Origin of the sequence: Nakamurella sp. UYEF19, from assembly GCF_040546275.1 — a bacterium.
In the GTDB taxonomy this organism is placed as follows: domain Bacteria; phylum Actinomycetota; class Actinomycetes; order Mycobacteriales; family Nakamurellaceae; genus Nakamurella.
Map to the genome: position 1 here is coordinate 49,146 of NZ_JBEPNO010000004.1, position 24,380 is coordinate 73,525.

General features: G+C 66.9%; 17 protein-coding genes and 1 pseudogene. 10 read left to right on the top strand and 8 right to left on the bottom strand.

The window, feature by feature from the left end:
- Positions 1 to 172 precede the first annotated feature (172 nt).
- The 4 genes and pseudogenes from ABIB25_RS08600 (at position 173) to ABIB25_RS08615 (ending at position 3,473) form a co-directional block, all read left to right on the top strand.
- On the top strand, positions 173 to 1,264 hold the full coding sequence (locus ABIB25_RS08600; RefSeq protein WP_354528031.1) for an SCO4651 family lipoprotein: 1,092 nt from the start codon (positions 173 to 175) through the stop codon (positions 1,262 to 1,264).
- Between the two features lie 336 nt (positions 1,265 to 1,600).
- Positions 1,601 to 2,158: pseudogene (rplJ, locus tag ABIB25_RS08605) on the top strand (50S ribosomal protein L10); the annotation flags it as partial.
- Positions 2,159 to 2,481: 323 nt separating this feature from the next.
- Complete coding sequence (rplL, locus tag ABIB25_RS08610) at positions 2,482 to 2,868, top strand: 50S ribosomal protein L7/L12 (RefSeq protein ID WP_354528032.1); 387 nt, start codon at positions 2,482 to 2,484, stop codon at positions 2,866 to 2,868.
- A gap of 221 nt (positions 2,869 to 3,089) precedes the next feature.
- Complete coding sequence (locus ABIB25_RS08615; RefSeq protein WP_354528033.1) at positions 3,090 to 3,473, top strand: VOC family protein; 384 nt, start codon at positions 3,090 to 3,092, stop codon at positions 3,471 to 3,473.
- A 49-nt stretch (positions 3,474 to 3,522) separates the two neighbouring features.
- On the opposite strand, the gene ABIB25_RS08620 is transcribed toward ABIB25_RS08615, so the two are convergent.
- Positions 3,523 to 4,152, bottom strand: a complete 630-nt coding sequence (locus tag ABIB25_RS08620; RefSeq protein WP_354528034.1) for a hypothetical protein — start codon at positions 4,150 to 4,152, stop codon at positions 3,523 to 3,525.
- Positions 4,153 to 5,055: 903 nt separating this feature from the next.
- Here ABIB25_RS08620 and rpoB point away from each other — a divergent pair.
- Both rpoB and ABIB25_RS08630 read left to right on the top strand, forming a co-directional pair.
- The gene (gene rpoB, locus ABIB25_RS08625; RefSeq protein WP_354528035.1) at positions 5,056 to 8,514 is read left to right on the top strand and encodes a DNA-directed RNA polymerase subunit beta; all 3,459 of its coding nucleotides are present in this window, start codon (positions 5,056 to 5,058) and stop codon (positions 8,512 to 8,514) included.
- 102 nt (positions 8,515 to 8,616) lie between these two features.
- On the top strand, positions 8,617 to 12,579 hold the full coding sequence (locus ABIB25_RS08630; RefSeq protein WP_354528247.1) for a DNA-directed RNA polymerase subunit beta': 3,963 nt from the start codon (positions 8,617 to 8,619) through the stop codon (positions 12,577 to 12,579).
- A gap of 247 nt (positions 12,580 to 12,826) precedes the next feature.
- Here the strand turns inward: ABIB25_RS08630 and ABIB25_RS08635 are convergent, their stop codons facing one another.
- Together ABIB25_RS08635 and ABIB25_RS08640 are read right to left on the bottom strand one after the other, a co-directional pair.
- Positions 12,827 to 13,741: a hypothetical protein gene (locus tag ABIB25_RS08635; RefSeq protein WP_354528036.1), complete on the bottom strand. Its 915-nt coding sequence runs from the start codon at positions 13,739 to 13,741 to the stop codon at positions 12,827 to 12,829.
- Positions 13,742 to 14,093: 352 nt separating this feature from the next.
- Entirely contained in the window at positions 14,094 to 14,753 is a 660-nt protein-coding gene (locus ABIB25_RS08640; RefSeq protein WP_354528037.1) for a Rieske (2Fe-2S) protein, read from the bottom strand.
- Positions 14,754 to 14,881: 128 nt separating this feature from the next.
- Here ABIB25_RS08640 and ABIB25_RS08645 point away from each other — a divergent pair, with 128 nt between their 5' ends.
- Complete coding sequence (locus ABIB25_RS08645) at positions 14,882 to 15,430, top strand: sigma-70 family RNA polymerase sigma factor (RefSeq protein WP_354528038.1); 549 nt, start codon at positions 14,882 to 14,884, stop codon at positions 15,428 to 15,430.
- Positions 15,427 to 16,128 (top strand): anti-sigma factor family protein, encoded by a 702-nt coding sequence (locus ABIB25_RS08650; RefSeq protein ID WP_354528039.1) that lies wholly within the window; start codon positions 15,427 to 15,429, stop codon positions 16,126 to 16,128. The genes ABIB25_RS08645 and ABIB25_RS08650 overlap by 4 nt, the downstream gene beginning before the upstream one ends.
- Positions 16,129 to 16,349: 221 nt before the next feature.
- Here the strand turns inward: ABIB25_RS08650 and ABIB25_RS08655 are convergent, their stop codons facing one another.
- The 5 genes from ABIB25_RS08655 to ABIB25_RS08675 form a co-directional block, all read right to left on the bottom strand.
- Positions 16,350 to 17,849 carry a mannitol dehydrogenase family protein gene (locus ABIB25_RS08655; RefSeq protein WP_354528040.1) on the bottom strand — a complete coding sequence of 500 codons (1,500 nt, stop codon included), beginning with the start codon at positions 17,847 to 17,849 and terminating at the stop codon, positions 16,350 to 16,352.
- Positions 17,850 to 17,981: 132 nt separating this feature from the next.
- On the bottom strand, positions 17,982 to 18,869 hold the full coding sequence (locus ABIB25_RS08660; RefSeq protein WP_354528041.1) for a carbohydrate ABC transporter permease: 888 nt from the start codon (positions 18,867 to 18,869) through the stop codon (positions 17,982 to 17,984).
- Positions 18,866 to 19,834 carry a carbohydrate ABC transporter permease gene (locus tag ABIB25_RS08665; protein ID WP_354528042.1) on the bottom strand — a complete coding sequence of 323 codons (969 nt, stop codon included), beginning with the start codon at positions 19,832 to 19,834 and terminating at the stop codon, positions 18,866 to 18,868. The genes ABIB25_RS08660 and ABIB25_RS08665 overlap by 4 nt, the downstream gene beginning before the upstream one ends.
- A gap of 159 nt (positions 19,835 to 19,993) precedes the next feature.
- Entirely contained in the window at positions 19,994 to 21,217 is a 1,224-nt protein-coding gene (locus ABIB25_RS08670) for an ABC transporter substrate-binding protein (protein WP_354528248.1), read from the bottom strand.
- A gap of 471 nt (positions 21,218 to 21,688) precedes the next feature.
- Positions 21,689 to 22,462: a DeoR/GlpR family DNA-binding transcription regulator gene (locus ABIB25_RS08675; protein WP_354528043.1), complete on the bottom strand. Its 774-nt coding sequence runs from the start codon at positions 22,460 to 22,462 to the stop codon at positions 21,689 to 21,691.
- Positions 22,463 to 23,485: 1,023 nt separating this feature from the next.
- On the opposite strand from ABIB25_RS08675, the gene rpsL reads away from it, so the two are divergent.
- Both rpsL and rpsG read left to right on the top strand, forming a co-directional pair.
- Complete coding sequence (rpsL, locus tag ABIB25_RS08680; RefSeq protein ID WP_187093952.1) at positions 23,486 to 23,860, top strand: 30S ribosomal protein S12; 375 nt, start codon at positions 23,486 to 23,488, stop codon at positions 23,858 to 23,860.
- Entirely contained in the window at positions 23,860 to 24,330 is a 471-nt protein-coding gene (gene rpsG, locus ABIB25_RS08685) for a 30S ribosomal protein S7 (protein WP_090476329.1), read from the top strand. Before rpsL ends, rpsG begins: the two co-directional genes overlap by 1 nt.
- The last annotated feature ends 50 nt before the right edge of the window (positions 24,331 to 24,380 follow it).

Sequence of the window (24,380 nt, forward strand, 5' to 3'; positions counted from 1 at the left end):
CCCACCCGACCGGCCCCGCCGGAACGGTCGGGGATCGTTGTGTTTTCAAGGGCCCGGAACATTGCGGCAGCCCGCATGGCATGGTGGAGAGTGGGTCCGGGTCACAGGCCGGGCTCGCGATGGACGGGCGTGTGTGCCGGGAGGGACGCACCGGCGAAGGGGTTGACCAATCATGACGAAAATCATCGGCCGTACAAGACTGTCCGGTGCAGCGAGGCGGTCCGGGCAGACGCGACGTCTGGCCGCCGGAGTGGTCCTGGTCGCCGCAGTTCTGGCCGGCTGTGCCACCTCCATTGCCGGCACTGCGAGCCCGGCCGTGGGGGCCATTGCCTCGTCCGGCGAGTCGACCCCGCGGAGCCTGCCGGAGGGCACCGGGCAGGGCAGTTCCACGCAGCCGACGTCTGACGCGCCCAGCACGGCCGGCACAGAATCGCCCACCTCCGCGTCGAGCAGCGAGCCGAGCACCGAATCGAGCAGCCCGTCGAGCTCGGATTCGAGCAGCCCGTCGAGCTCGGATTCGAGCAGCCCGTCGAGCTCGGATTCGACGGACACCACCGGCAGCGCCCTCGACCCGGCCGCTCTGGCTGCGAAATTGCAGAGCGCGAATGTGAAGAACACCAGCATCACCGGATCGATCGGTGTCGATTCCACGGGTGCGACGGTCAAGGGCACGTTCGAGGAGAGCCTGTCTGCCGGCCAGGTGACGGCGATCGACATGAAGATGACCGTTGGGCTCAGCGGCCAGAGCGTGGCGTTCAACATGCTGATCAAGGACAACAGGGTCTACATCGGCGGCACCACGATGATGACTGCCTTGGGTGCCGGGGACAAGAAGTGGGCGCTGGCGTCCAAGACGTCCTCGAACACCCAGCTGCGGACCTTGGCGGGGCAGCTCGACGGCTACCTCGACACCGCAAGTGCCGACCAGTACACGCTTTTCGCCCGGGCGGCGAGTTCGGTGAAGGACGCCGGCGAGCAGCCGCTCGGCTCGATCACCGCCCATCGGTACGACGTCACGGTCGATACCGCCAAGGCCGCCGCCCTGATGACGGGTGCGAGCAAGACGTCCATGCAGGCCGCGGTGGACGCCGGAGTCAGGGAGGTTCCGACGACGCTCTGGCTCGACGGCCAGGACCGCCTCGTCGAAGCCGACTCCACCGTGGCGCTGCGCGGGGTCAAGAGCACCACGAGCTTCAAGGTCACCGACTACGACACCCCGGTCACCATCACCGCACCGGCCGCGTCGGACGTCTACACCGGCTGAGCGACCGCCGCGATTTGGCCGATCCGGACCCTGTCACGTACCGTGGAGGAGTTCCACCGAAGACCGTCGGCTCCTTCCTGCCCAACATCTGGGTGAGTGGGTGAAGGTTCGTGAACTCCGCGAGCGGCCCACGCAGGAGGACGAGGTATCGACCGAGGCCGTGCGCCTGTGTCCACGCCCCGTGCCCATGCGGCCGGGGCGTTTGTCGTTCCACGAGCCGGTTTCCCGTCGTCTTCCCAAGATCGTGCGTGACGCTTCTGCCCTGCGGAAGACGAGAACTCTGCTGGCAGAACGCTTTCCAGCATCCGAGAACTACGAAAGAGGAAGGAGGCGAGGATGGCAAAGCCCACGAAGGTGGCAACCGTCGCAGAGATCGCGGATCAGTTCCGCAACTCTTCGGCTGCAGTCGTCACCGAGTACCGCGGTCTGACGATGTCGCAGCTCACGACGCTCCGTAAGAACCTTGGCGGCGACACCGCCTACACCGTCGCCAAGAACACCCTGGTCAAGCGGGCAGCCGCGGATGCCGGGATCGAGGGGCTGGACGAGCTCTTCACCGGTCCGACAGCCGTCGCGTTCATCAGCGGCGAGCCCGTCGACGCCGCGAAGGTGCTGCGCGATTTCGCCAAGGCGAACCCGCTGCTGATCATCAAGGGCGGCCTGCTCGACGGCAAGGCGCTGGATGCCTCCGAGGTCACCAAGCTGGCCGATCTGGAATCCCGCGACGTGCTGTTGGCGAAGATGGCCGGCGCGATGCTGGCGACCCTCACCAAGGCCGCAATCGTCCTCAACGCCCTCCCGTCCCAGGTGGCGCGCCTCGCTGCGGCCCTGGTCGAGAAGCGGACCGAAGAGGAGGGTGCCCCGGTCGCCGAGGCTCCCGCTGCCGATGTTGCTGCTGCCGATGTTGCTGCAGCCGATGTTTCGGAAGGAGACGGTTCCACCGAAGCGGCCTCCACCGAAGTTGCTCCGGAAGCCGTTGCCGACGAGGCACCGGTCGCCGAGGCGGCACCGGTCGCCGAGGCGGCACCGGTCGCCGAGGCGGCACCGGTCGCCGAGGCGGCAACCGAGGAGACGGCCTCAGCGGAGGCCTGATCCGACCGCATCACCCGGTCGGATCGGCCGGTACGCAGTATCCCAACCCTCACCAGAACCCATGCGAGTTCCGATCGGCGCCCAGTTGCGCGCCAGGGAACCGCACCAATGAAAGGACGCCCATCATGGCGAAGCTCAGCACCGACGAATTGCTCGAGGCCTTCAAGGAGCTCACCCTCATCGAGCTCTCCGAGTTCGTGAAGCAGTTCGAGGACACCTTCGGCGTCACCGCCGCTGCCCCGGCCGTCCAGGCCGGCCCGGCCGGTCCGGCCGCCGCTGCCGAGGTTGCCGAGGAGCAGGACGAGTTCGACGTCATCCTCGAGTCCGCCGGCGAGAAGAAGGTCCAGGTCATCAAGGCTGTTCGCGAGCTCGTGTCGGGCCTCGGCCTGAAGGAAGCCAAGGACCTGGTCGACGCTGCACCGAAGGCCATCCTCGAGAAGGCCACCAAGGAAGCCGCCGAGGCTGCCAAGGCCAAGCTCGAAGAGGCCGGCGCCAAGGCCACCGTCAAGTAATTGCACTTGCGCAGGTGGTCGCAAGATCACCGCCCCTGACGGGGCATCAGCACCAACTCGCCGGGGCGGGTCCACTCACCGTGGACCCGCCCCGGTTGTTTTTCGTCTCGGGGAATCGCCAGACGGCTTCCGGCTCCTTCTGCGCGGTGCGTCTCCTGGGCTTTGCGGGTCCGGTGCCGGTCAGCGAGCCGGGGTGAGTGACTCCCGATAGCGTGCTGCGCATGATGGATCACTTCGGAGCGCAGGTCCGCGACGTCCCGGCGTCGGCAGCTTTCTTTCTGAAGGTGTTCGGGCCGTTGGGCATCCGGGAGGCAATGCGGATCCCGGTGGGGGACAGCTTCGTCATCGGCTTCAGCTGGCCGGAGGCCGAACTGCAGTTCTGGATCTCACCGACGGAGCCGGAGACCCAGCCCAGCCGTGGTCTGCACATCGCCTTCACCGCGACCGACCGGACGCAGGTCGAGGCCGTGCACGACCTCGCCGTTGCGGACGGCATCGAGGTCTTGCACGCACCGCGTGAATGGCCCGAGTACCACCCCGGCTACTACGCCGTTTTCCTCCGTGACCTCGACGGCAACAATGTGGAGGCGGTCTGCCACCACTGAGACCGTCGCCTACAATGTGGTGGTTGAGAACTACTGTGGTGCAACGAATCTAGGGCATTTCCATGGTCTCCGCGCCGGCGATCTCCCGGAAAGCGCGGTCCAGCTGGACCGAGAGCGACCGTCTCCCGGCCGGGAGCAGATCCGCGATCAGCAGCGCGGCGTGCCAGCAGTACTGCGCTGTCGTCGGCACCGTGTCAGGCACGAGCGCAGCCCCGCCGGTTCCGCTGGGTCGGCCGCTACCCACCGCGCCGCCCGGCAGCTCGGGATCGATCCAGTCATCGACGCCTGCCCGGCCACCGGCGGATCCGTGAGTGGCCGGTCCGATGATCTCCCGGTAGGTCACCCCCGGCTCGTGGATGCCCAGGGCTCCGGAGAGCACCGCTACCAGGACCGCCACATCGATCTCCGCCGGCGGCAGCCAGCTGGCGGCGGCCTGGTAGCACCGCGACAGCACCTGACGGATGCCGTCCTCGTCGAGTCCATCCACGTGCCCGCCCTCCAGCAGCTGACGCACCACTGCGCCGAGCAGGAGGCCGGACTGCTCCGCCGGGAGGGCGGTCAGCAACCCCGTCGCTGCTGCGAACGCCGCAGGGTCGCGATCCAGTGCCGCGTCCACGACGGCGACGACGGTGATGCCGATCGCCCGCGCCGGGCCGGGTAGGTCACGCCAGGACTTCATCGGTCGGTTGTCCCCTCGATCGGGCGATGTCTGTTGCCACTTGGCAGGGTCCGCTCCGTCCCGGCAGCGTCCGCGGACCGTGCCGGGATCCTGCTGTCGTTGCCAGGATGCCGCCCACCCTGCCAGCTACCGTGCCAGGTGTCTCGACGCATGCACATCGGCCTGGCATCGGCCCTGATGGGGCCGCATTCCCGGTCCGTCCCGCGGGGTGGGCGTCCAACGTGGACCTGCCGGACATCCGGGCAAATTCTTTGGGCCAGCCTTCTTGACGGATCGACGGAACCGGGCCACGCTTGGTCCAGCGACGTCGACCGGCCTGAATCCGAACGGGTTCCACCGGCGGTCGGACCCCGCGGTAGCAGTAGCTGAGCGGCTGGACCGAGAGGTCCCCCGGCAACTGCCCGATCGGGCACGTCTGGACAGTCCTGTCCATTGCTGCTAGGCTGCGTGTTTGCGCTGCCTTCTTTCCGCTGCTCTTGATCATTCGGTTCTCCGTGCCGGGCGAACAGATGCCTGAGCAGCCGAAATCCGCGCAGCCGATCCACCCGCTCACATCAACACCGCAGCAATGGCGACACCGGAGTACATGTCTCACCACACAGCAGATCCACAACGTCACCAGGGGGTTCCGATGATCAATCCGTCGGAGCCGGACCAGTGGCGTCTCTTGGTGTCTGCGGGTGGTGTCCGGGACACCACCGGATCCGTCAGGACAAGTTGTAGCACCTGACGGGTTGGTACAGCAGTACGAATCACCGATCGACCCGGCAGCACCGCACTATCCGAAACACCAGCAGGACCAACCACCAGCAGGGCCAACACTGCGCGACCAGCAACAGCAACTCAGCAAGACCAGAAGTACAGACAGTAGACCGACGGCGCTTGTCCTTGGAAGGACGCATCTTGGCAGTCACGAGTTCGCCCAAGACCACCACTTCGACCTCAGGGGGACCCATCAAACGGGTTTCTTTCGCGAAGCTTCGCGAGCCCCTCGAGGTACCGAATCTTCTCGCCCTGCAGACCGAGTCATTCGAATGGCTCGTGGGCGCGAAGGCCTGGAAGGATCGGCAAGCGGAGCCGACCCCCAGTGGCCTCGACGAGATCCTCGAAGAGATCTCCCCGATCGAGGATTTTTCCGGGAACCTCTCCCTCTCCTTCATGGATCCCCGGTTCGACGATGTCAAGGCGAACGAGGAGGAGTGCCGCGACAAGGACATGACCTACTCGGCACCCCTGTTCGTCACCGCCGAGTTCATGAACGCCGAGACCGGTGAGATCAAGTCCCAGACCGTCTTCATGGGTGACTTCCCGATGATGACGAGCAAGGGCACCTTCATCATCAACGGCACCGAGCGGGTCGTCGTCTCGCAGCTGGTCCGCTCCCCGGGCGTGTACTTCGACCGGACGCTGGACAAGACGGCCGGCAAGGAGGTGTTCGCCGTCAAGGTGATCCCCTCCCGCGGTGCCTGGCTCGAGTTCGACATCGACAAGCGCGACACCATCGGTGTCCGCATCGACCGCAAGCGTCGCCAGCCGGTCACCGTGCTGCTGAAGGCGCTGGGCTGGGACACCGAGCGCATCCGCGAGAAGTTCGCCTGGTCGCCGGTCCTGCTGGCCACCCTCGAGAAGGACCACATCGCCGGTACCGACGAGGCCCTGCTCGACATCTACCGCAAGCTGCGCCCGGGCGAGCCGCCGACAAAGGAATCCGCGCAGGCCCTCCTGGAGAACCTGTTCTTCAAGGACAAGCGCTACGACCTCGCCAAGGTCGGTCGTTACAAGCTCAACAAGAAGCTCGGCCTGAACTCGCCGATCTCGGTCGGCACGCTGACCGAGGACGACCTGATCTCCACGGTCGAGTACCTGCTGCGCCTGCACGAGGGCCAGGAGTCCTGGACCATCCGTGGCCAGAACCTGCCCGTCGAGACCGACGACATCGACCACTTCGGCAACCGTCGCCTCCGCACCGTGGGCGAGCTGATCCAGAACCAGATCCGGGTCGGGTTGTCGCGGATGGAGCGCGTGGTTCGCGAGCGGATGACGACCCAGGACGTCGAGGCCATCACGCCGCAGACCCTGATCAACATCCGTCCCGTGGTCGCCTCCATCAAGGAGTTCTTCGGTACGTCGCAGCTGTCGCAGTTCATGGACCAGACCAACCCGCTCGCCGGTCTGACCCACAAGCGCCGCCTGTCCGCCCTCGGGCCGGGCGGTCTGTCCCGCGACCGCGCCTCCCTCGAGGTCCGCGACGTGCACTCCAGCCACTACGGCCGCATGTGCCCCATCGAGACCCCGGAAGGCCCGAACATCGGCCTGATCGGCTCGCTGGCCACGTTCGCCCGGGTCAACCCGTTCGGTTTCATCGAGACCCCGTACCGCAAGGTCGAGGCCGGCACCGTCACCGACGAGATCAACTACCTGACCGCTGACGAAGAGGACCGCTACGTCATCGCGCAGGCCAACGCCAAGCTGGACGCCTCCGGTCACTTTTCGGAGCCTCGCGTGCTTGTCAGGCGCAAGGGCGGCGAGGTCGACCAGGTCACCCCCGACCAGGTCGAGTACATGGACGTGTCCCCCCGGCAGACGGTCTCCGTCGCCACCGCGATGATCCCGTTCCTCGAGCACGACGAGGCCAACCGCGCGCTCATGGGCGCCAACATGCAGCGTCAGTCCGTCCCCCTGCTGCGCAGCGAATCACCGCTGGTCGGCACGGGAATGGAAGCTCGCGCCGCGGTTGACGCCGGCGACGTCGTCATCGCCGAGAAGTCGGGTGTCGTCGAAGAGGCGACCGCCGACTACGTCTCGGTGATGGCCGACGACGGGACCCACCGCACCTACCGGCTGCACAAGTTCCGCCGCTCCAACCAGGGCACCAGCTTCAACCAGAAGCCGATCGTCGACGAAGGACAGCGGGTCGAGGCCGGACAGGTCCTGGCCGACGGTCCCTGCACCGACGGTGGCGAGATGGCGTTGGGCAAGAACCTGCTCGTCGCCTTCATGCCCTGGGAGGGTCACAACTACGAAGACGCGATCATCCTGAGCCAGCGCATCGTCCAGGACGACGTGCTCACCTCGATCCACATCGAGGAGCACGAGATCGACGCCCGCGACACGAAGCTCGGGCCGGAGGAGATCACCCGGGACATCCCGAACGTCTCCGAAGACGTGCTGGCCGACCTCGACGAGCGCGGCATCATCCGGATCGGTGCCGAGGTCCAGGACGGCGACGTCCTGGTCGGGAAGGTCACGCCCAAGGGCGAGACCGAGCTGACCCCGGAAGAGCGTCTGCTGCGGGCCATCTTCGGCGAGAAGGCGCGCGAAGTGCGCGACACCTCGCTCAAGGTGCCCCACGGCGAGACCGGCAAGGTCATCGGCATCCGTGTCTTCAACCGTGAAGAGGACGGCGCCGAGCTGCCCCCGGGCGTCAACGAGCTGGTCCGCGTCTACGTGGCCCAGAAGCGCAAGATCCAGGACGGCGACAAGCTCGCCGGCCGTCACGGCAACAAGGGCGTCATCGGCAAGATCCTTCCGCAGGAGGACATGCCGTTCCTCGCCGACGGCACCCCCGTCGACATCGTGCTCAACCCGCACGGTGTGCCGCGACGCATGAACGTCGGCCAGATCCTGGAGACACATCTGGGCTGGGTGGCTTCTCAGGGCTGGGACATCGAGGGGACCCCGCAGTGGGCTCAGTACCTCGAGGACTCCGCCCGCTCCGCCGGTGCGTTCACCCGCACCGCGACGCCGGTGTTCGACGGCGCCACCGAGGAGGAGATCATCGGGCTGCTCGGCTCGACGACCCCCACCCGCGATGGCGAGCGTCTCGTGAAGACCGACGGGAAGGCCCTCCTGATGGACGGCCGGACCGGCGAGCCCTTCCCGTACCCGGTGGCCGTCGGCTACATGTACATCATCAAGTTGCTCCACCTGGTGGACGACAAGATCCACGCCCGGTCGACGGGTCCGTACTCGATGATCACCCAGCAGCCGCTCGGCGGTAAGGCCCAGTTCGGTGGCCAGCGCTTCGGTGAGATGGAGTGCTGGGCCATGCAGGCCTACGGCGCGGCGTACACGCTGCAGGAGCTCCTGACGATCAAGTCGGACGACATCGTGGGCCGCGTCAAGGTCTACGAGGCCATCGTCAAGGGCGAGAACATCCCGGAGCCGGGTATCCCCGAGTCGTTCAAGGTGCTGCTCAAGGAACTGCAGGCCCTGTGCCTGAACGTGGAGGTGCTGTCCAGCGACGGCGCGACCATCGAGATGCGCGACACCGACGACGACGATCTCGAGCGGGCTGCGGCCAACCTCGGAATCAACCTGTCCCGCAACGAGTCGGCCTCGGTGGACGAATTGGTGAACTGATCCGGAAGTAGAACTTCCACCCCGGTGCATCGCAGTCCCGCTCGCAGAGCGGGCGGGACTGCGGCGCTCCACCATTTTTGACAAGACAGGGACGTGCAATCAGTGCTCGACGTCAATTTCTTCGACGAGATCCGTATCGGCCTGGCGGCCGCTGACGACATCCGTACCTGGTCCCACGGCGAGGTCAAGAAGCCGGAGACCATCAACTACCGCACCCTCAAGCCCGAGAAGGACGGACTCTTCTGCGAGAAGATCTTCGGCCCGACCCGGGACTGGGAATGTGCCTGTGGCAAGTACAAGCGTGTCCGCTTCAAGGGCATCATCTGCGAGCGCTGTGGCGTCGAGGTCACCCGCGCCAAGGTGCGTCGCGAGCGGATGGGCCACATCGAGCTGGCCGCTCCGGTCACCCACATCTGGTACTTCAAGGGTGTCCCCAGCCGGCTGGGCTACCTGCTCGACCTGGCCCCGAAGGATCTCGAGAAGATCATCTACTTCGCGGCCTACCTGATCACGTCCGTCGATGACGAGCAGCGTCACAACGACCTGCCCACCATCGAGGCCGAGATGTCGGTCGAGCGCAAGAACCTGGAGAACGAGCGCGACGCCGCGATCGACGCCCGCGCCAAGAAGCTCGAGGCCGACCTGGCCGAGCTCGAGGCCGAGGGTGCGAAATCGGACGTTCGGCGGAAAGTCAGAGAGGGTGGCGAGCGCGAGCAGCGCCAGATCCGCGACCGCGCGCAGCGCGAGATCGACAAGCTGGACGAGGTCCTCGACCTCTTCAAGAAGCTCAAGGTCCGCGACCTGATCATCGACGAGATCCTCTACCGCGAACTGCAGGATCGCTTCGGCGACTACTTCCAGGGCGGCATGGGCGCCGAGGCGCTCAAGAAGATCATCGCCGACTTCGACATCGACAACGAGGCGACCTCGCTTCGCGACACGATCAAGAATGGAAAGGGCCAGCGCAAGATCCGCGCGATCAAGCGTCTCAAGGTCGTCGCCGCGTTCCAGTCGACGAACAACTCGCCACTGGGCATGGTCCTCGACTGCGTCCCGGTCATCCCGCCGGAGCTCCGCCCGATGGTGCAGCTGGACGGTGGCCGTTTCGCGACCTCCGACCTCAACGACCTGTACCGCCGCGTCATCAACCGCAACAACCGGTTGAAGCGACTGATCGACCTCGGTGCTCCCGAGATCATCGTCAACAACGAGAAGCGGATGCTCCAGGAGGCCGTCGACGCGCTGTTCGACAACGGTCGTCGTGGACGTCCGGTGACCGGACCGGGCAACCGCCCGCTCAAGTCGCTGTCGGATCTGCTCAAGGGCAAGCAGGGCCGGTTCCGCCAGAACCTGCTCGGCAAGCGCGTCGACTACTCCGGCCGTTCGGTCATCGTCGTCGGCCCGCAGCTGCAGCTCCACCAGTGCGGTCTGCCGAAGTTGATGGCCCTCGAGCTGTTCAAGCCGTTCGTGATGAAGCGTCTGGTCGACCTGAACCACGCGCAGAACATCAAGTCCGCCAAGCGCATGGTCGAGCGTCAGCGCCCGCAGGTGTGGGACGTCCTCGAAGAGGTCATCGACTCGCACCCCGTGCTGCTGAACCGTGCACCGACCCTGCACCGGTTGGGCATCCAGGCCTTCGAGCCGATGCTCGTCGAGGGCAAGGCCATCCAGCTGCACCCGCTGGTCTGCGCCGCGTTCAACGCCGACTTCGACGGTGACCAGATGGCAGTCCACCTGCCGCTGTCCGCCGAGGCCCAGGCCGAGGCGCGCGTGTTGATGCTCTCGAGCAACAACATCCTCTCCCCGGCGTCCGGCAAGCCGTTGGCCATGCCCTCGCTCGACCTCGTCACCGGTCTGTACTACCTGTGCGGGCTCGACGACAAGGCGATCGGTTCGCACCACGTGCTCGACGACGGCACGCTCGAAGAGGCGAAGGGCAAACTGCGGTCCTACTCCTCGTCGGCCGAGGCGCTGATGGCGCTGGACCGTCACGAGATCTCGGTCCGCACGCCGATCAACATCCGGCTGCACGGCGTCGTCCCCACCCCCGGGGTCGAGCTGCCGGAGGACTGGAAGTCCGGCGACGCCTGGACGGTCAGCAGCACCCTGGGCCGCGTGCTCTTCAACGAGCTGCTGCCGGCGGGCTACCCGTTCGTCAACCAGGAGCTGCCGAAGAAGGTGCAGGCCGCGATCGTCAACGATCTGGCCGAGCACTACCCGATGTCCCTGGTCGCACAGACCCTGGACAAGCTCAAGGAAGCCGGTTTCCACTGGGCCACCCGCTCGGGCATGACGGTCGCCATCGGTGACGTCATCATCCCGGCGTCCAAGCCCGCGATCCTGGCCAAGTACGACGGCCAGGCCGAGACCGTGGAGAAGGCCTACCAGCGAGGAAACCTCTCGCCGGAAGAGCGTCGCGAAGACCTGGTCAAGATCTGGGAGGCGGCCACCAAGGAGATCGAGGCGGCCATCCCGCCGGCCTACCCGAAGGACAACCCGGTCTACACCCTGGTTGCCGCCGGTGCCGCCGGTAACTGGATCCAGGTCCGCTCGCTCGCCGGGATGAAGGGTGTCGTCGCCAACTCCAAGGGCGTCCAGATCCCGCGGCCGATCCGGAACTCGTTCCGCGAGGGTCTGTCGGTGCTGGAATATTTTATCAACACGCACTCGGCCCGTAAGGGTCTTGCCGACACCGCGCTGCGTACCGCCGAGTCGGGTTACCTGACCCGTCGTCTGGTGGACGTGTCGCAGGACGTCATCGTGCGTGAGTCCGACTGCGGGACCGAGCGCGGTGTCGATCTGCCGATCGCCGCGATGGGTCCGGACGGCGTGCTGCGTCAGGACGAGTTCGTCGAGACCTCGATCCAGGCGCGGGTTCTCGCGGTGGACGCAGTCGGAACGGACGGGACCGTCGCGGTGCCGGCCGGCACCGACATGCGCGAGTGGCACGTGGCGTCGGCGGTTGCCGCCGGCATCACGACGCTGAAAATGCGGTCGGTGCTGACCTGTGAAGCAGCAATCGGCACCTGTGCCGTCTGCTACGGGCGGTCGCTTGCCACCGGGCTGCTCGTCGACGTCGGTGAGGCTGTCGGTGTGGTCGCCGCCCAGTCCATCGGCGAGCCGGGTACCCAGCTGACCATGCGTACCTTCCACACCGGTGCCGCCTCGGGGTCCTCGGACATCACCCAGGGTCTGCCGCGTGTCCAGGAGCTCTTCGAAGCCCGTATCCCCAAGGGCAAGGCGCCGATCGCGGACGCCGCCGGACGGATCCGGATCGAGGACTCGGACAAGTTCTTCAAGATCATCATCACTCCGGACGACGGCAGCGAAGAGGTCCTGTACGACAAGCTGCCGAAGACGCAGCGCCTGGCCACCATCATGGTCGATGGTTCCGAGCGTCTGCTGATCGACGGCGACACGGTGGCGGTCGGGCAGCACCTGCTCGAGGGCAACGTCGACCCGCACGAGGTGCTCCGCGTGATGGGCCCGCGCCGGGTGCAGCTGCACCTGGTCCGCGAGGTCCAGGAGGTCTACCGCAGCCAGGGTGTGTCGATCCACGACAAGCACATCGAGGTCATCGTTCGGCAGATGCTGCGCCGCGTGACGATCATCGACTCCGGTTCGACCGAGTTCCTGCCGGGTGCGGTGATCGAGCGCAAGGAGTTCGAGCTGCAGAACCGTCGGATCCTGGCCGAAGGTGGCGAGGCTGCTGCCGGTCGTCCTGCCCTGATGGGCATCACCAAGGCGTCGCTGGCCACCGACTCATGGCTCTCGGCCGCCTCCTTCCAGGAGACGACCAGGGTCCTGACGGACGCGGCGATCAACGCCAAGTCCGACAAGCTGGTGGGTCTCAAGGAGAACGTCATCATCGGCAAGCTCATCCCGGCCGGTACGGGCATCGCCCGCTACCGCGACATCGCGGTGCAGCCGACCGAAGAGGCGCGGTCCGCCGCGTACTCGATGTCCTCGTTCGACGACACCTACTACGGCGCCGACACCTTCGGTGTCTCCGCCGGTACCTCGGTGCCGCTGGACGACTACGACATGGGACGCGACTACCGCTGAGCTCCTAGGTAGCACCGCCCTGCACGGCCGAACGGGCCGGCTCCCCACTGGGGAGCCAGCCCGTTCGGCGTGACCGGGCCCTCGGCGTTTTCGGCGTCTTGGCAAGGGCTGCCCGGACTCGGCAAGGCCCGCGGACGTTGCCAGGTCCAGTCGAGCCTTGCCAAGTCGCCCGTGTTGCCAATCCGCGACCGCCTCTGTCGATCACCCCAGCCCAGCTTCCAGCCCGGCCCGGTGTCGGAGTGAGGCGTCAGTTCGTCGTCGTGACCGGCGCTTCGGTGGTCGGGGGCGCGGAGGTCGTCGCGGGAGCCTGCTCGGTGGTGGCCGCATCCGTTTCGCTCGTTGTCGAAGGCGTTGTCGTCGCAGCCGAGATGCCGCCGCTGGCGAACGGGGGTGGGGTGATCCGGGTGTGGTTCTCGTGGACGTGGAAGCTCTTCTTCGCCTGGTGGCCGGTGCCGCCGACGGAGTACAGGTCGATGTCCTGGACCCGGTCGTCGGCGTAGCAGCCGAGCGTGGACAGATCCTGCGAACCGTGCCAGCTGTAGGTCCCGTAGGAACCGACGAGGCCCGGGTTGTCCACTGACAGCGCCAGGCCGGTGGCGTTGGCCAATTCCCATGAGACGATCAGGTGGTACGTGCCGTCTCCGCTGTCCAGCACGCATTCGGCGGACGCGGAGACGAAGCGTGCGCTCTTGGCGTTCGTTCCACCGGATCCGCTGTTGGAATTCGCACCGCCGCCGGAGCTGTTCTGAGTGCCGGAGTTCGATCCGCCCCCGCTGCTGGATCCGCTCCCACCATTGGATCCGCTCCCGCTACCGGACCCGGAACCGGTTCCCGTGGTGGTGTCGGGGTCGGTCACCGAGGTGTCGCTGACGACGGCCGAGGATGCAGGTGCAGATGCTGGACCATCCGCTGCGGTTCCCGCGTCGGCGGACGCGGCGATGCTCTGCTCGGGAGCGCTGGACTGCGGAGCACTGGAAAGTGGGGCACCGGCTGTAGTTCCGATCGCCGCCGGGCCGCTGCTGACCGCCGCGCTCTGAGCCGCCGAGTTCGCCGTCGCAGCCACGAGTTGCTGCCCGGCGATCCCGGACTGGCAGGCGGCAAGAGTGAGGACGGTCAGGGCAGTGGCGGCGATTCCGGCGGCGGCGCGAAGGGTGCGGTTCATGGCGGGCTCCGTGACATGGGTTCGGGGACGTGAGGTGTCGGGCTGCAGGTTGCGACAAGGGATGATTCGTCGAACTCTGGTGACGACATTCGCGTCATCGAGCTGAAGGAGACCGGCAAGTACCGGAGAAATACCCCCGCTTGACAACGATCTCGACCGTGTGACGATCGGCCCGATCGGGTGCGAAACGCCTCGTTGTCGCTGGTCAAACCCTTGTGCTGCAGTGGACGCCGGAGCCCCGGCCGGGTTGCGGAGCGGGTTGCAGAATCTTCTGGGTCTACGCGCCGATGGTAGGACGACGCCCTCGGTGGCGCGTCAGAACGCGGTCCCCCTGGCGTGCCTCTCCGTCTGGTCAGCCGGCGACGACGTTCCCGCCGGAGACGGCAACGGTGACGGGTGGCAATGGCGCAGGCGCTGGGCCGCCGAGGACGGCCCCGGTGAGCGCGTTGTACTTGGACCCGTGGCACGGGCAGTCCAGTTCCGCGCCGGCTACCTTGACCTGGCAGCCCATGTGGGTGCAGATGGCGCTGAAGGCCACCACCTTCCCGGCGGTCGGCTGCGCCACGATGATCGGCTTGCCGTTGGCGTCGCTGGCCGCGACCGCTCCGCCCACCGGCACCTTGCTCAAGGCGACCAGCGTGTTACCGGACGCAGCGGCCGACGGTGCAGCCGCGGATGGCGCCGCGGCGGACGGTGCAGCCGCGGATGGCGCGGCTGCGGACGGTGCTGCAGCCGCGGACGGCGCCGCCGCCGGCGGGGCACTGACGACCGGTGCAGCGGCGGTGCTGGCCGATGTCGTCGGGGCAGCGGCTGCGGGTGTGCTGGTGCTGCCACACGCAGTGAGGGTGAGAGCGCCGGCTCCCAGTCCGGCGGCGACCAGGACCTGACGTCGGGTCGGTGAGGAGTCAGGACGTGGTTCGGTCAGGGACTCGAGGTCGGTGGCGGCTGCTGCGGTGGGGTTCAGTTGAGTCGTCATGCCCTTCGTCACGACGAGGGTCGTGGAATGGTTCACCACCAGTTCACCGGATCAACGCGGATGAACCTTTTGACCGCCGATGACGTGAGACTCTTCGACGGGCCCGGTCGGTTCTCGTCCGGTAGGTCGGGCCGACGTGGGTAGTGGCAATCAGGTCATGACAGTTGGATGGCGAAGCGGAGGTGGCGGTGGAGTCCGGTGCAGACCTCATGCGCACCCTGCATGACGAGCATGCCGCCGCGCTCTGGTCGTTCGTCCTCGGCCTGACCAGCGGAGATCGCGGCCGCGCCGAAGACGTGGTCCAGGAAACCCTGCTGCGGGCCTGGCGCCGCCCGGAGCTCCTGGAGCAGCACGGCCAGGACGAACGCGGACACTCGTCGGCCCGCAGCTGGCTGTTCACCGTGGCCCGCAACATCGTCGTCGATCAGTGGCGGGCCAGAGGTCGGCGGCCTGAGGCGCTGATGGACGCGGTGCCGGAGCAATCGGAGCCGGACCGCACGGATGCCGCGCTCCAGTCGATGCTGGTGTCCGAGGCACTGGGGCGGCTGACGCCGGAACACCGGGCGGTCCTGCTCGAGTGCTACTTCCGGGGCTGCACCGCAGGTCAGGCTGCCTCCCATCTGGGCATTCCGCTGGGTACCGTGAAATCACGAACGCATTACGCGTTGCATGCACTGAGACTGGCACTACAGGAGATGGGGGTCGTCACATGAGCAGCCGCGAGCCGCAGAACCCGGCCTCGGTGTCCTCGACCCACTGCCTGGACGACGCGTCGTACGTCATCGGTAGCCTTTCGCCCGCGGAGCGGCAGGCCTTCGAACTGCACCTGGCGACCTGTCCGCGGTGCCAGGCGTCGATCTCCCAACTGGCCGGTCTGCCCGGTCTGCTGGCCCTGACGTCAGCAATCGAACTCGAGCGGGAGCCGCTTCCGGTGCCCGACACGCTGCTCCCGCGTCTGCTCACCGCTGCGGCCTGCGAACGCAAGCGACGACGCGTGATCTGGACCGGGACGGTGGCCGCCGCCGCGGCCTGCGTGGTGGCGTTGGTCATCACCCTGATCGTCCGGCCGTCCACCCCGACGACCGCGGTCGCACTGCCGCCCCCCATCGAGATGCAACAGGTCGTCAAGGGACCCATGAATGCGTCGATGCAGTTGGTCGACAAGCAGTGGGGGACAAGCATTGTCGTCAACTGCGAGTACCGGGGCGAACACGGTGCGGGAGAGAAGTACCAGGTCGTCGTCTACGACGCGTCGGGCAAGCCGCATCTGGTCGGCGATTGGAAGTCGGTGGCCGGCGGCGGAACCACGGTGTGGGCCTCCAGTTCGCTGAACCTCGATCAGATCGCGCGCGTCGAGGTGCAGTGGCCCAACGGGAAGACCGTGCTCAGCGCCGTCCCGCGCCACAGCTGACCGCACGCGACTGCTCGGACTGCGCCGGCTGTCCAGACATGGGGACCCTGTGGCGGCGGAAGCAGGACCGGCGGCGGAGGCGGGACCGGCGGCGGAAGGGGGACCCGAAGCAGGAGCGGGCTGCGCATATAGAAGTGCCTGAATTCGACCGAAATGACCGTAATTCAGGCACTTCCGTATGCGCCGGGCACTCCTGTATGCGCGGAAAACGAGGGGGCGGGTCAGGCGGGGATGAGGCTGACGAGGCGTTCGAGGGTGGCGCGGGCGCCGACGGCGTGCAGCGACTGCAGCGCTTCCAGGTAGGCCTCGGTGAAGACCGGGTTGTCGACGAGATCCCCGAAGAGCTCGCGGTCGGAGACGAAGGCCAGCGGTTCGTCCCGCTGCCGAAGGGCCGCGGCCTTGAGCCGGTCTGCCAGCCGGTCGACCACCTCGATCGGCTCGCCCTGCTCGTCGACGCCCTCGGCGTAGCGCGCCCAGCTGGCGACCACCGCGGTGGACAGCGCAACCGGACCACCCGACGCCAGCTGCGAGCGGATCACCGCGAGCAGCCACTTCGGGATCCGGTCGGAACTCTCGGCGCAGAGCCGCGCCACCGTGTCGCGGACGCCGCTGTTGGAGAACCGGGCGATCAGCTGGTGCTTGTAGTCGTCGAGGTCGATGCCCGGCACCGGCTCCAGGGTGGGAGTGGCCTCGAAGTCCATGTAGCCCAACAGGAATCGGTCGAACAGTGGGTCCTGGGCGACCTCGTGCACCAACCGGTAGCCGGCCAGGTAGCCGAAGTAGCACAGGGCCTGGTGGCTCGCGTTGAGGAGCCGGAGCTTCATCAGCTCGTAGGGTTCGACATCGGCGACCACCTGGACGCCGACCTGGTGCAGCGGCGGCCGGCCGAGGGTGAAGTTGTCCTCGAGCACCCACTGGGTGAACGGTTCGCAGACGACGGGCCAGCCGTCCTCGATGCCGAAGCGCTTGCTGATCGCGGCGCGGTCGTCATCGGTGGTGACGGGTGTGATCCGGTCGACCATCGAGTTCGGGAAGTGCACCTGGGTGTCGACCCAATCACCGAGACCGACATCGCCCGAGGCAGTCTCGCGCAGGCGGGCGTAGGCGGTGAACACCTCGTGGGCGACGTGGCCGTTGCCCTGGATGTTGTCGCAACTCATGATCGTGAAGGGCGCCAGACCGCGCGAACGCCGGCGGACCAACGCCTCGGTGATCAGCCCGAAAGTGGTGCCGGGAATGGCACCGGGGACGAGATCGGCGACGACGGCAGGGTTCGTGTCGTCGAACTTCCCGGTGACGTGGTGGAAGTTGTAGCCACCTTCGGTCACCGTCATCGACACGATGCGGGTGGCCGGGTCGGCCATCTTCTCGATGACGGCCTCCGGATCGTCAGGAGCGAACAGATACTCGACGATCGACCCGATGACGCGGGGCTCCCAGGAGCCGTCGGGATCTTTGAGGACCAGGGTGTAGAGGCAGTTCTGGGCATTCATGATCTGCTGCATCTTCGCGTCGAAGGGCATCACGCCGACCCCGCAGATGCCCCAGTCCAGCGCCTTGCCCTCGTTCATCAGCCGGTCGAGGTACATCGCCTGATGAGCCCGGTGAAATCCGCCGACGCCGAAATGGACGACCCCGGTCGTCACCTTGCTCCGGTCGTACGTCGGAATGGGAACCGTCCCGCCGATGCTCGAAAGGGTGGCCGTACTGAGCTGGGCCATCGAAGTGTCCTTGTCTTGCCTGCCTGAGGTGGGTCGCGGAGACGCTGCCCACCGAAGTGGAATTCGTAGTATCGCCGACCCGGTCAGGTGGGCGGGGCCACACCTGACCGGATCGGCCGGAAGCTCGGGCGACTACTTGACGGCGCCCAACGAGAGGCCCTGGACGAGCTTGTCCTGGGCCGCGAAACCGGCGATGAGCACCGGCAGGGAGACGGCCGTCGCAGCTGCGCAGAGCTTGCCGAGGAACAGCGCCTGGGAGGTGACCAGGCTGGGTAGGAAGGCGGGCAGCGTCTGGGCTGCCGAGGTGCTGGTGAGCACGTTGACCAGGAACAACTCGTTCCAGGAGAAGATGAAGCAGATCAGCGACGTGGAGGCGATGCCAGGTCCGGCGATCGGCGCGATGACCTTGAGCAGGGTCTTGATCAGGCCGGCGCCGTCCAGCGAGGCCGCCTCGAACAGGGCCGGTGGGATGTCGGCCAGGAACGACCGCATCATCCAGACGGCGATCGGGAGGTTCATGGCGGTGTACAGGATGATCATGAACCAGATCTGGTTCAGTCCACCGACGGCCTTGGCGATGAGGAACAGCGGCACCAGGCCGGCTGCGGCCGGCAGGAACTTGGTCGACAGGAAGAAGAACATCACGTCGGTCCACTTGCGGACCGGCTTCACCGAGAGCGCGTAGGCCGCGGGGATCGCGAAGCAGAGCACCAGCAGCGTCGAGATCACCGAGCACAGCACCGAGTTCAGCACGAACGGCCACGGGCTCTGGCCCGAACTGGAGCCGAAGAACTGCTTGTACCCGTCCAGGGTCAACGGCGCGAAGAGCTGCGGCGTGTTCAGGCTGGCCTTCACCTCGGGGTGGAAGCTCGTCAGGATCATGAAGAAGACCGGCGCGATGAAGATCAGCCCGATGATCCAGGTCGCGATGGTGGTCAGCGCGGACCCGACACCCTTCTTCTTGAAGGAGGCACCGGTGGTTCCCTTGCTGACCGGTTCGACGTGGGCAATGGTCGTCATCGCGAGTTCTCCTCTTTGAACAGGCTGGACACGGTGCGAAGCGCGAACGTCGCGATGACGATGGTGGCGATCACGATGATCACACCCTGGGCGGAGGCCAGACCGTAGTCGTTGTCCGAGTTGATCGTGTTGAAGATCAGGTAGGGCAGGTTCTCGGTCTGCGGGTTGAGCGGCGTCAGCTGGTAGACGGCATCGAAGTTCTGGATGATGTAGATGCTGCCGAGCAGGCCGGCCAACTCCAGGTACTGCCGCATGTGCGGCATCGTCAGGAACCGGAACATCTGCCAAGGGCTCGCACCGTCGACCGAGGCCGCCTCGATGACGTCGCCGGGGCGGGACTGCAGGCCGGCCAGCAGGATGAGCGTCATGAACGGGGTCCACTGCCAGATCAGCTCGATCTGGACGGCCAGGAGCGGGTGCTGGCTGACGAGCGTCACGGTCGAGGCGGGTGCGCCCGGGTTGAACCAGTGGTTCACCGTCGTCACGATCCCGCTGAGCAGGCCGTTCTGCGCGTCGAAGATGCCGTAGCGGAAGAACAGCGCGGCGGCCACCGGGACGATGAGGAACGGCGTGATCATCATGGTGCGGACGGCTCCGCGGCCGGGGAACCTGCGGTTGAGCAGGAGCGCGATCCCCAGCCCGAAGGCGAGCGAGACCAGGACGACGACCACGACCAACTGCACCGTGTGCCACATGTCCTTGAGGATCGTTTGGTTGGTGAACACCTGCTGGAAGTTGCGGAGGGTCCAGCCGCTGATCTTGGGCCGGTCCGCGTCGTATCGACGGAACGAGAAGTAGATGGTGACCAGGAACGGCAGCTGGGTCACCAGGACGGTGAAGATCAGGGCGGGGAGCAGCGGGCCGCGACGCAGCCACGCCTCGCGCTTGGCCTTGCGGTTGACCTCGTTGGCGACAGCTGCGGATGGGCCGGCCGACGCCGAGCTTTTTTCTTGGAGAGCGGTCATTCGAACGGTTCCTTCGCAAACGTGTCGTGTGAGGGATGACCTGGGCGGCCCGAACGGGCCTCGGCGGACCATCGGGTCCGAGCGGTCCGAACAAGACTGGTCGGCCCGAAGGGGGCGGCGGGCCCGCGCGAGGTTCACGCGGACCCGCCGCCTGCGGAACTACTTCTGGGCGTTGCCCACGTCGGTGGCCTGCGCCTGGGCGTCGGTCGCCCAGCTGTCGACGGTGCCGTTGCCCGCGAGCACCTGGGACAGGCTCGCGGTGACCTTGTCGCCGAATGACGTGAACTCGGGGATGTCGACGAACTGGATGCCGACCGTCGGCCGGGGCTGGGTGCCCGGGTTGGTCGGGTCAGCGGCACTCAGCGCGGCCAGGGTGGCCGGAGCGAAGGCCGAAGCGGCCGCGTTGTACTCGGCGTTCGCGTACAGCGAGGTGCGCTTGCCGGCCGGGACACGGGCCCAGCCGAGCTGCTTGCCGACGGTGTTCTCGTAGGCCGAGGACGAAGCCCACGAGATGAACTGCCAGGCGGCGTCCTTGTTCTTGGACGCGTTCTCCATGGCCCAGGACCAGGCGTACAGCCAGCCGGAGGACTTGGTGTTCTTGACCGGGGCCTGGACGTAGCCGACCTTGCCCTTGACCGGTGAGTCACTGGCCTCGAGCGAGCCCGCGGCGGAGGTGGCGTCGTACCACATGGCCACCTTGCTCTGCTGCATGTTGTTCAGGCACTCGGTGAAGCCGGCCTGGTCCGGGCTGACCTCGCCGTGGGACTTGACCAGGTTGACGTAGAAGTTGACCGCGTCCTTGAAGGCCGGGTCGGTGACCTTGGCGTTCCAGTCCTTGTCCCACCAGGTGCCGCCGAAGGTGTTGACGACGGTGGTCAGCGGGGCGCCGAGCTGGCCCCAGCCGGGGAGGCCACGGAGGCAGATGCCCTTCATGCCGGGCTGCGCGCCGTCGACCTTGGCCGCCGCCGCGGACACCTCGTCCCACGTCGGCTTGTCCGCCAGGGTGACGCCCTTGGCGGCGAAGACGTCCTTGCGGTACATCAGGAACGACGACTCACCGTAGAACGGCTCGCCGTAGATCTTCCCGTCGACCGAGAGGGACTTGGTGAAGGCCGGGAAGATGTCCGACTGGTTGAAGCCGGTGTCCTTGGTCGTGTACGGCGTGAGGTCCGCCATCCAGTTGTTGCCCGCGTAGATCGGGATCTCGAAGTTGGACAGGGTGGCCACGTCGTACTGACCGGCCTGGTTCTTGAACTCCAGCGAGGCCTTGGCCCGCATGTCGTTCTCCGGCAGGACGGTGTAGTTGACGTTGATGCCGGTCTGGGCGGTGAAGTTGGCGGCGGTCAGCTTCTGCAGGTCGATCATCTGCGGGTTGTTGACCATCAGGACGTTGATGGTCTTGCCGGCGGTGGCCGGGTCCTTGGTCAGCGGCGCGGCGGTGCCGACCGGTGCCGATCCGCTCGCGACGGGGACCGACGACGGAATGCCCGCCGACGAGCTCGGGCCTGACGACGGCGCCGAGGCCGACGACGGCGCCGAGGCCGACGACGGAGCCGAAGCGGAGCCGGGAGCCGAGGCCGAGGACGACGACGTCGTGGGCGCGGCCGTTCCGGTCGAACTGCTGCTGCAGGAGGCGGTGACGAGCATCGCGGCGCAGCCGGCGGCAACTGCCGCCTTGTGTGTCCAACGCATCTGGAGTGGTTCCTTTCGGGGTTGTGTACTGCGGGTTTGCTGTGATCGGGCTGATCACGGGGGCAGCTCGAGCACCGGTGAGGGTGTTCACCGGTGTCGACGGGTGTGGGGTTGGTGGGCTACTGCTGGACCCGGCGGGCCCCGGGGTGCCGGCCCCGGCGGTCAGACCCGGATCACTTGGGGTCCGAGTGCGCTGTAGCGGTGCGCTTCGTGCGCCGAGAGGGTGGAGTCGGTGATGAGGGTTTCGAAATCCCCCACGTCGGAGAACCGGCAGAAGCTGGTCACCCCGAACTTGGTGTGGATGCCGACGAAGACCTTGCGGCGCGAGACCGCCATGGCTTTCGCCTTCACTGCGGCGACCGCGCTGTCCGGGACGGTCAGGCCGCGGTCACGGGTCAGGCCGTTGGCGCCCATCACGGCCAGGTCGATGACCAGGTCGGAGAGCATCGCGGTGGCCCAGTGGTCGACGGTGGCGAGCGTGCGCCCGCGGACCCGGCCGCCGAGCAGGATGACGTTGATGGTGGCGCTGGCTGCGAGAATGCTCGCGGTGGCCAGCGACGAGGTCACGACGGTGAGCGGACGGCCGATGTTGACCAGTTCCTCGGCGACCAGCTGCGGGGTGAAACCCTCGTCCAGGTAGACGGTCTCGGCCGGGCCGAGCTGATCCGCGGCCGCTGCGGCGATGCGCCGCTTCTCCGGGACCCAGGATTCGGACCGGTGGGCCATGTTGGATTCGAAGCCGGCGCCCTCGACCGGATACGCACCGCCGTGGGTCCGCCGGAGCAGGCCGTGGTCCTCCAGCACCTTCAGGTCGCGGCGGACGGTCTCGGCGGCAACCTCGAGTTCGTCGGCGATCTCGGTGACCGCTATGTGCCCGGCACCCCGTGCCTGCGCCAGGATCAGCCGGCGACGTTCCTCGCCCTGCTTGGCGTTCATGGTCCCGACCTCCTCGTCATTGGGGCGCTTGCGGTTACTTGGGTTCGGGCGGCTCTGCGGCTACTCGACTGCTGGATCGAGCTCATCTGCGGGTCAATTGGTCGCTTCGTCGATTTGTGGGTTCGACCACATCGACTGCCCCTTATGAGTACTCCGCCGCTTCGCTGTGCGTCCAGTCACAACGACCACATTCCGTGCCCGATTGGTGTGGAAGATCGGACAGCTGGGTGGCTGATCTCACGCTGAATCCCCCGTAAGCGGGGAAACGAGTGTGCCTGAAGTGTGAAACAGATATGCCCGGGTCCTGTTGTTTTCCACATCGGACCTGATTCGAGGGTGGGTCGGTCGGGGTGAATGTCCTTCGGTGGGTGTCGATCGCGGCGGCCCCGGTGGGCGGGTGCGCCCCGACGGCGCCCGTGCGGGCACATCACGGCCCGATCACGGTCCGATAACGGTCAGTCGGGACCACCTCGGGTGGTCGCTCGCACCGTCCCGCTCGCACCGTCCCGCTCGGACCGTCCCGCTCGGACCGTCCCGCTCGGACCGTCCCGCTCGGACCGTCCCGCTCGGACCGTCCCGCTCGCACCGTCCCGCTCGCACCGTCCCGCTCGCACCGTGCGGATCGCACTGTCCCGATCAGCCTGTCCGGCCCGTTCACACTGTCCGGAAGAGCGCGGCCGGCGGGGTAGCATCGACAGCGAACCCAGCGCTGACGTCCGGCTCGCCCCCAACTCGACCTCGGTCGGAGCGGACCAGGGAGCCGGGCCGGTGGCCATCGACAACCCCCGCCCCGGGGTCGTGCGAATCCACCCAGCTTCGGATCAGGCTTCGACCATTTCTGTCGCCGCATTTCCTGCGGTAGCATTCTTGGTTGGCCCGGTCCAGCTGGGTCATCGTCGTGTCCCGAGGTGCCCGACGTTCCAGCGCCGCGGTTCGACACGTCCTACAGACCTCGTGCAGCACCCGTTCACGCAGCAGTACTCGCGTTCAGCACCAATCGACCCAGAAAGAAGTCTCCTGCACATGCCAACTATCCAGCAGCTGGTCCGGAAGGGCCGCCAGGACAAGAGCAGCAAGACGAAGACGCCGGCGCTGAAGGGAAGCCCCCAGCGCCGCGGAGTCTGCACTCGCGTCTACACGACCACCCCGAAGAAGCCGAACTCGGCGCTTCGCAAGGTCGCTCGCGTCCGACTGACCAGCCAGGTCGAGGTCACCGCCTACATCCCGGGCGAGGGCCACAACCTGCAGGAGCACTCCATCGTGCTGGTTCGTGGTGGCCGGGTGAAGGATCTTCCCGGTGTCCGTTACAAGATCATCCGTGGCTCGCTGGACACCCAGGGCGTCAAGGGTCGCAAGCAGGCTCGCAGCCGTTACGGCGCGAAGAAGGAGAAGAGCTAATGCCCCGCAAGGGTCCCGCCCCGAAGCGGCCACTCGTTGCCGATCCGGTCTACAACTCCCCGCTGGTCACCCAGCTCGTCAACAAGGTCCTGCAGGACGGCAAGCGCTCCATCGCGCAAGCCATCGTGTACGGCGCCTTGGAAGGTTGCCGCGAGAAGAGCGGCACCGACCCGGTTGTCACTCTCAAGCGCGCGCTGGACAACGTCCGCCCGTCGCTCGAGGTCCGCAGCCGTCGTGTCGGTGGCGCCACCTATCAGGTCCCGGTCGAGGTCCGCGTCCCGCGCCAGACCACGCTGGCCCTGCGCTGGCTGGTCGGCTACTCCAAGGCCCGTCGTGAGAAGACCATGACCGAGCGCCTGATGAACGAACTGCTCGACGCCAGCAATGGCCTCGGTGCCGCTGTCAAGCGTCGCGAGGACACCCACAAGATGGCCGAGTCCAACAAGGCCTTCGCGCACTACCGCTGGTAGTGACCGGGCGGTTGACGCCGCCTGGATCGCCGCCTGGCTCCTGGCCGGGC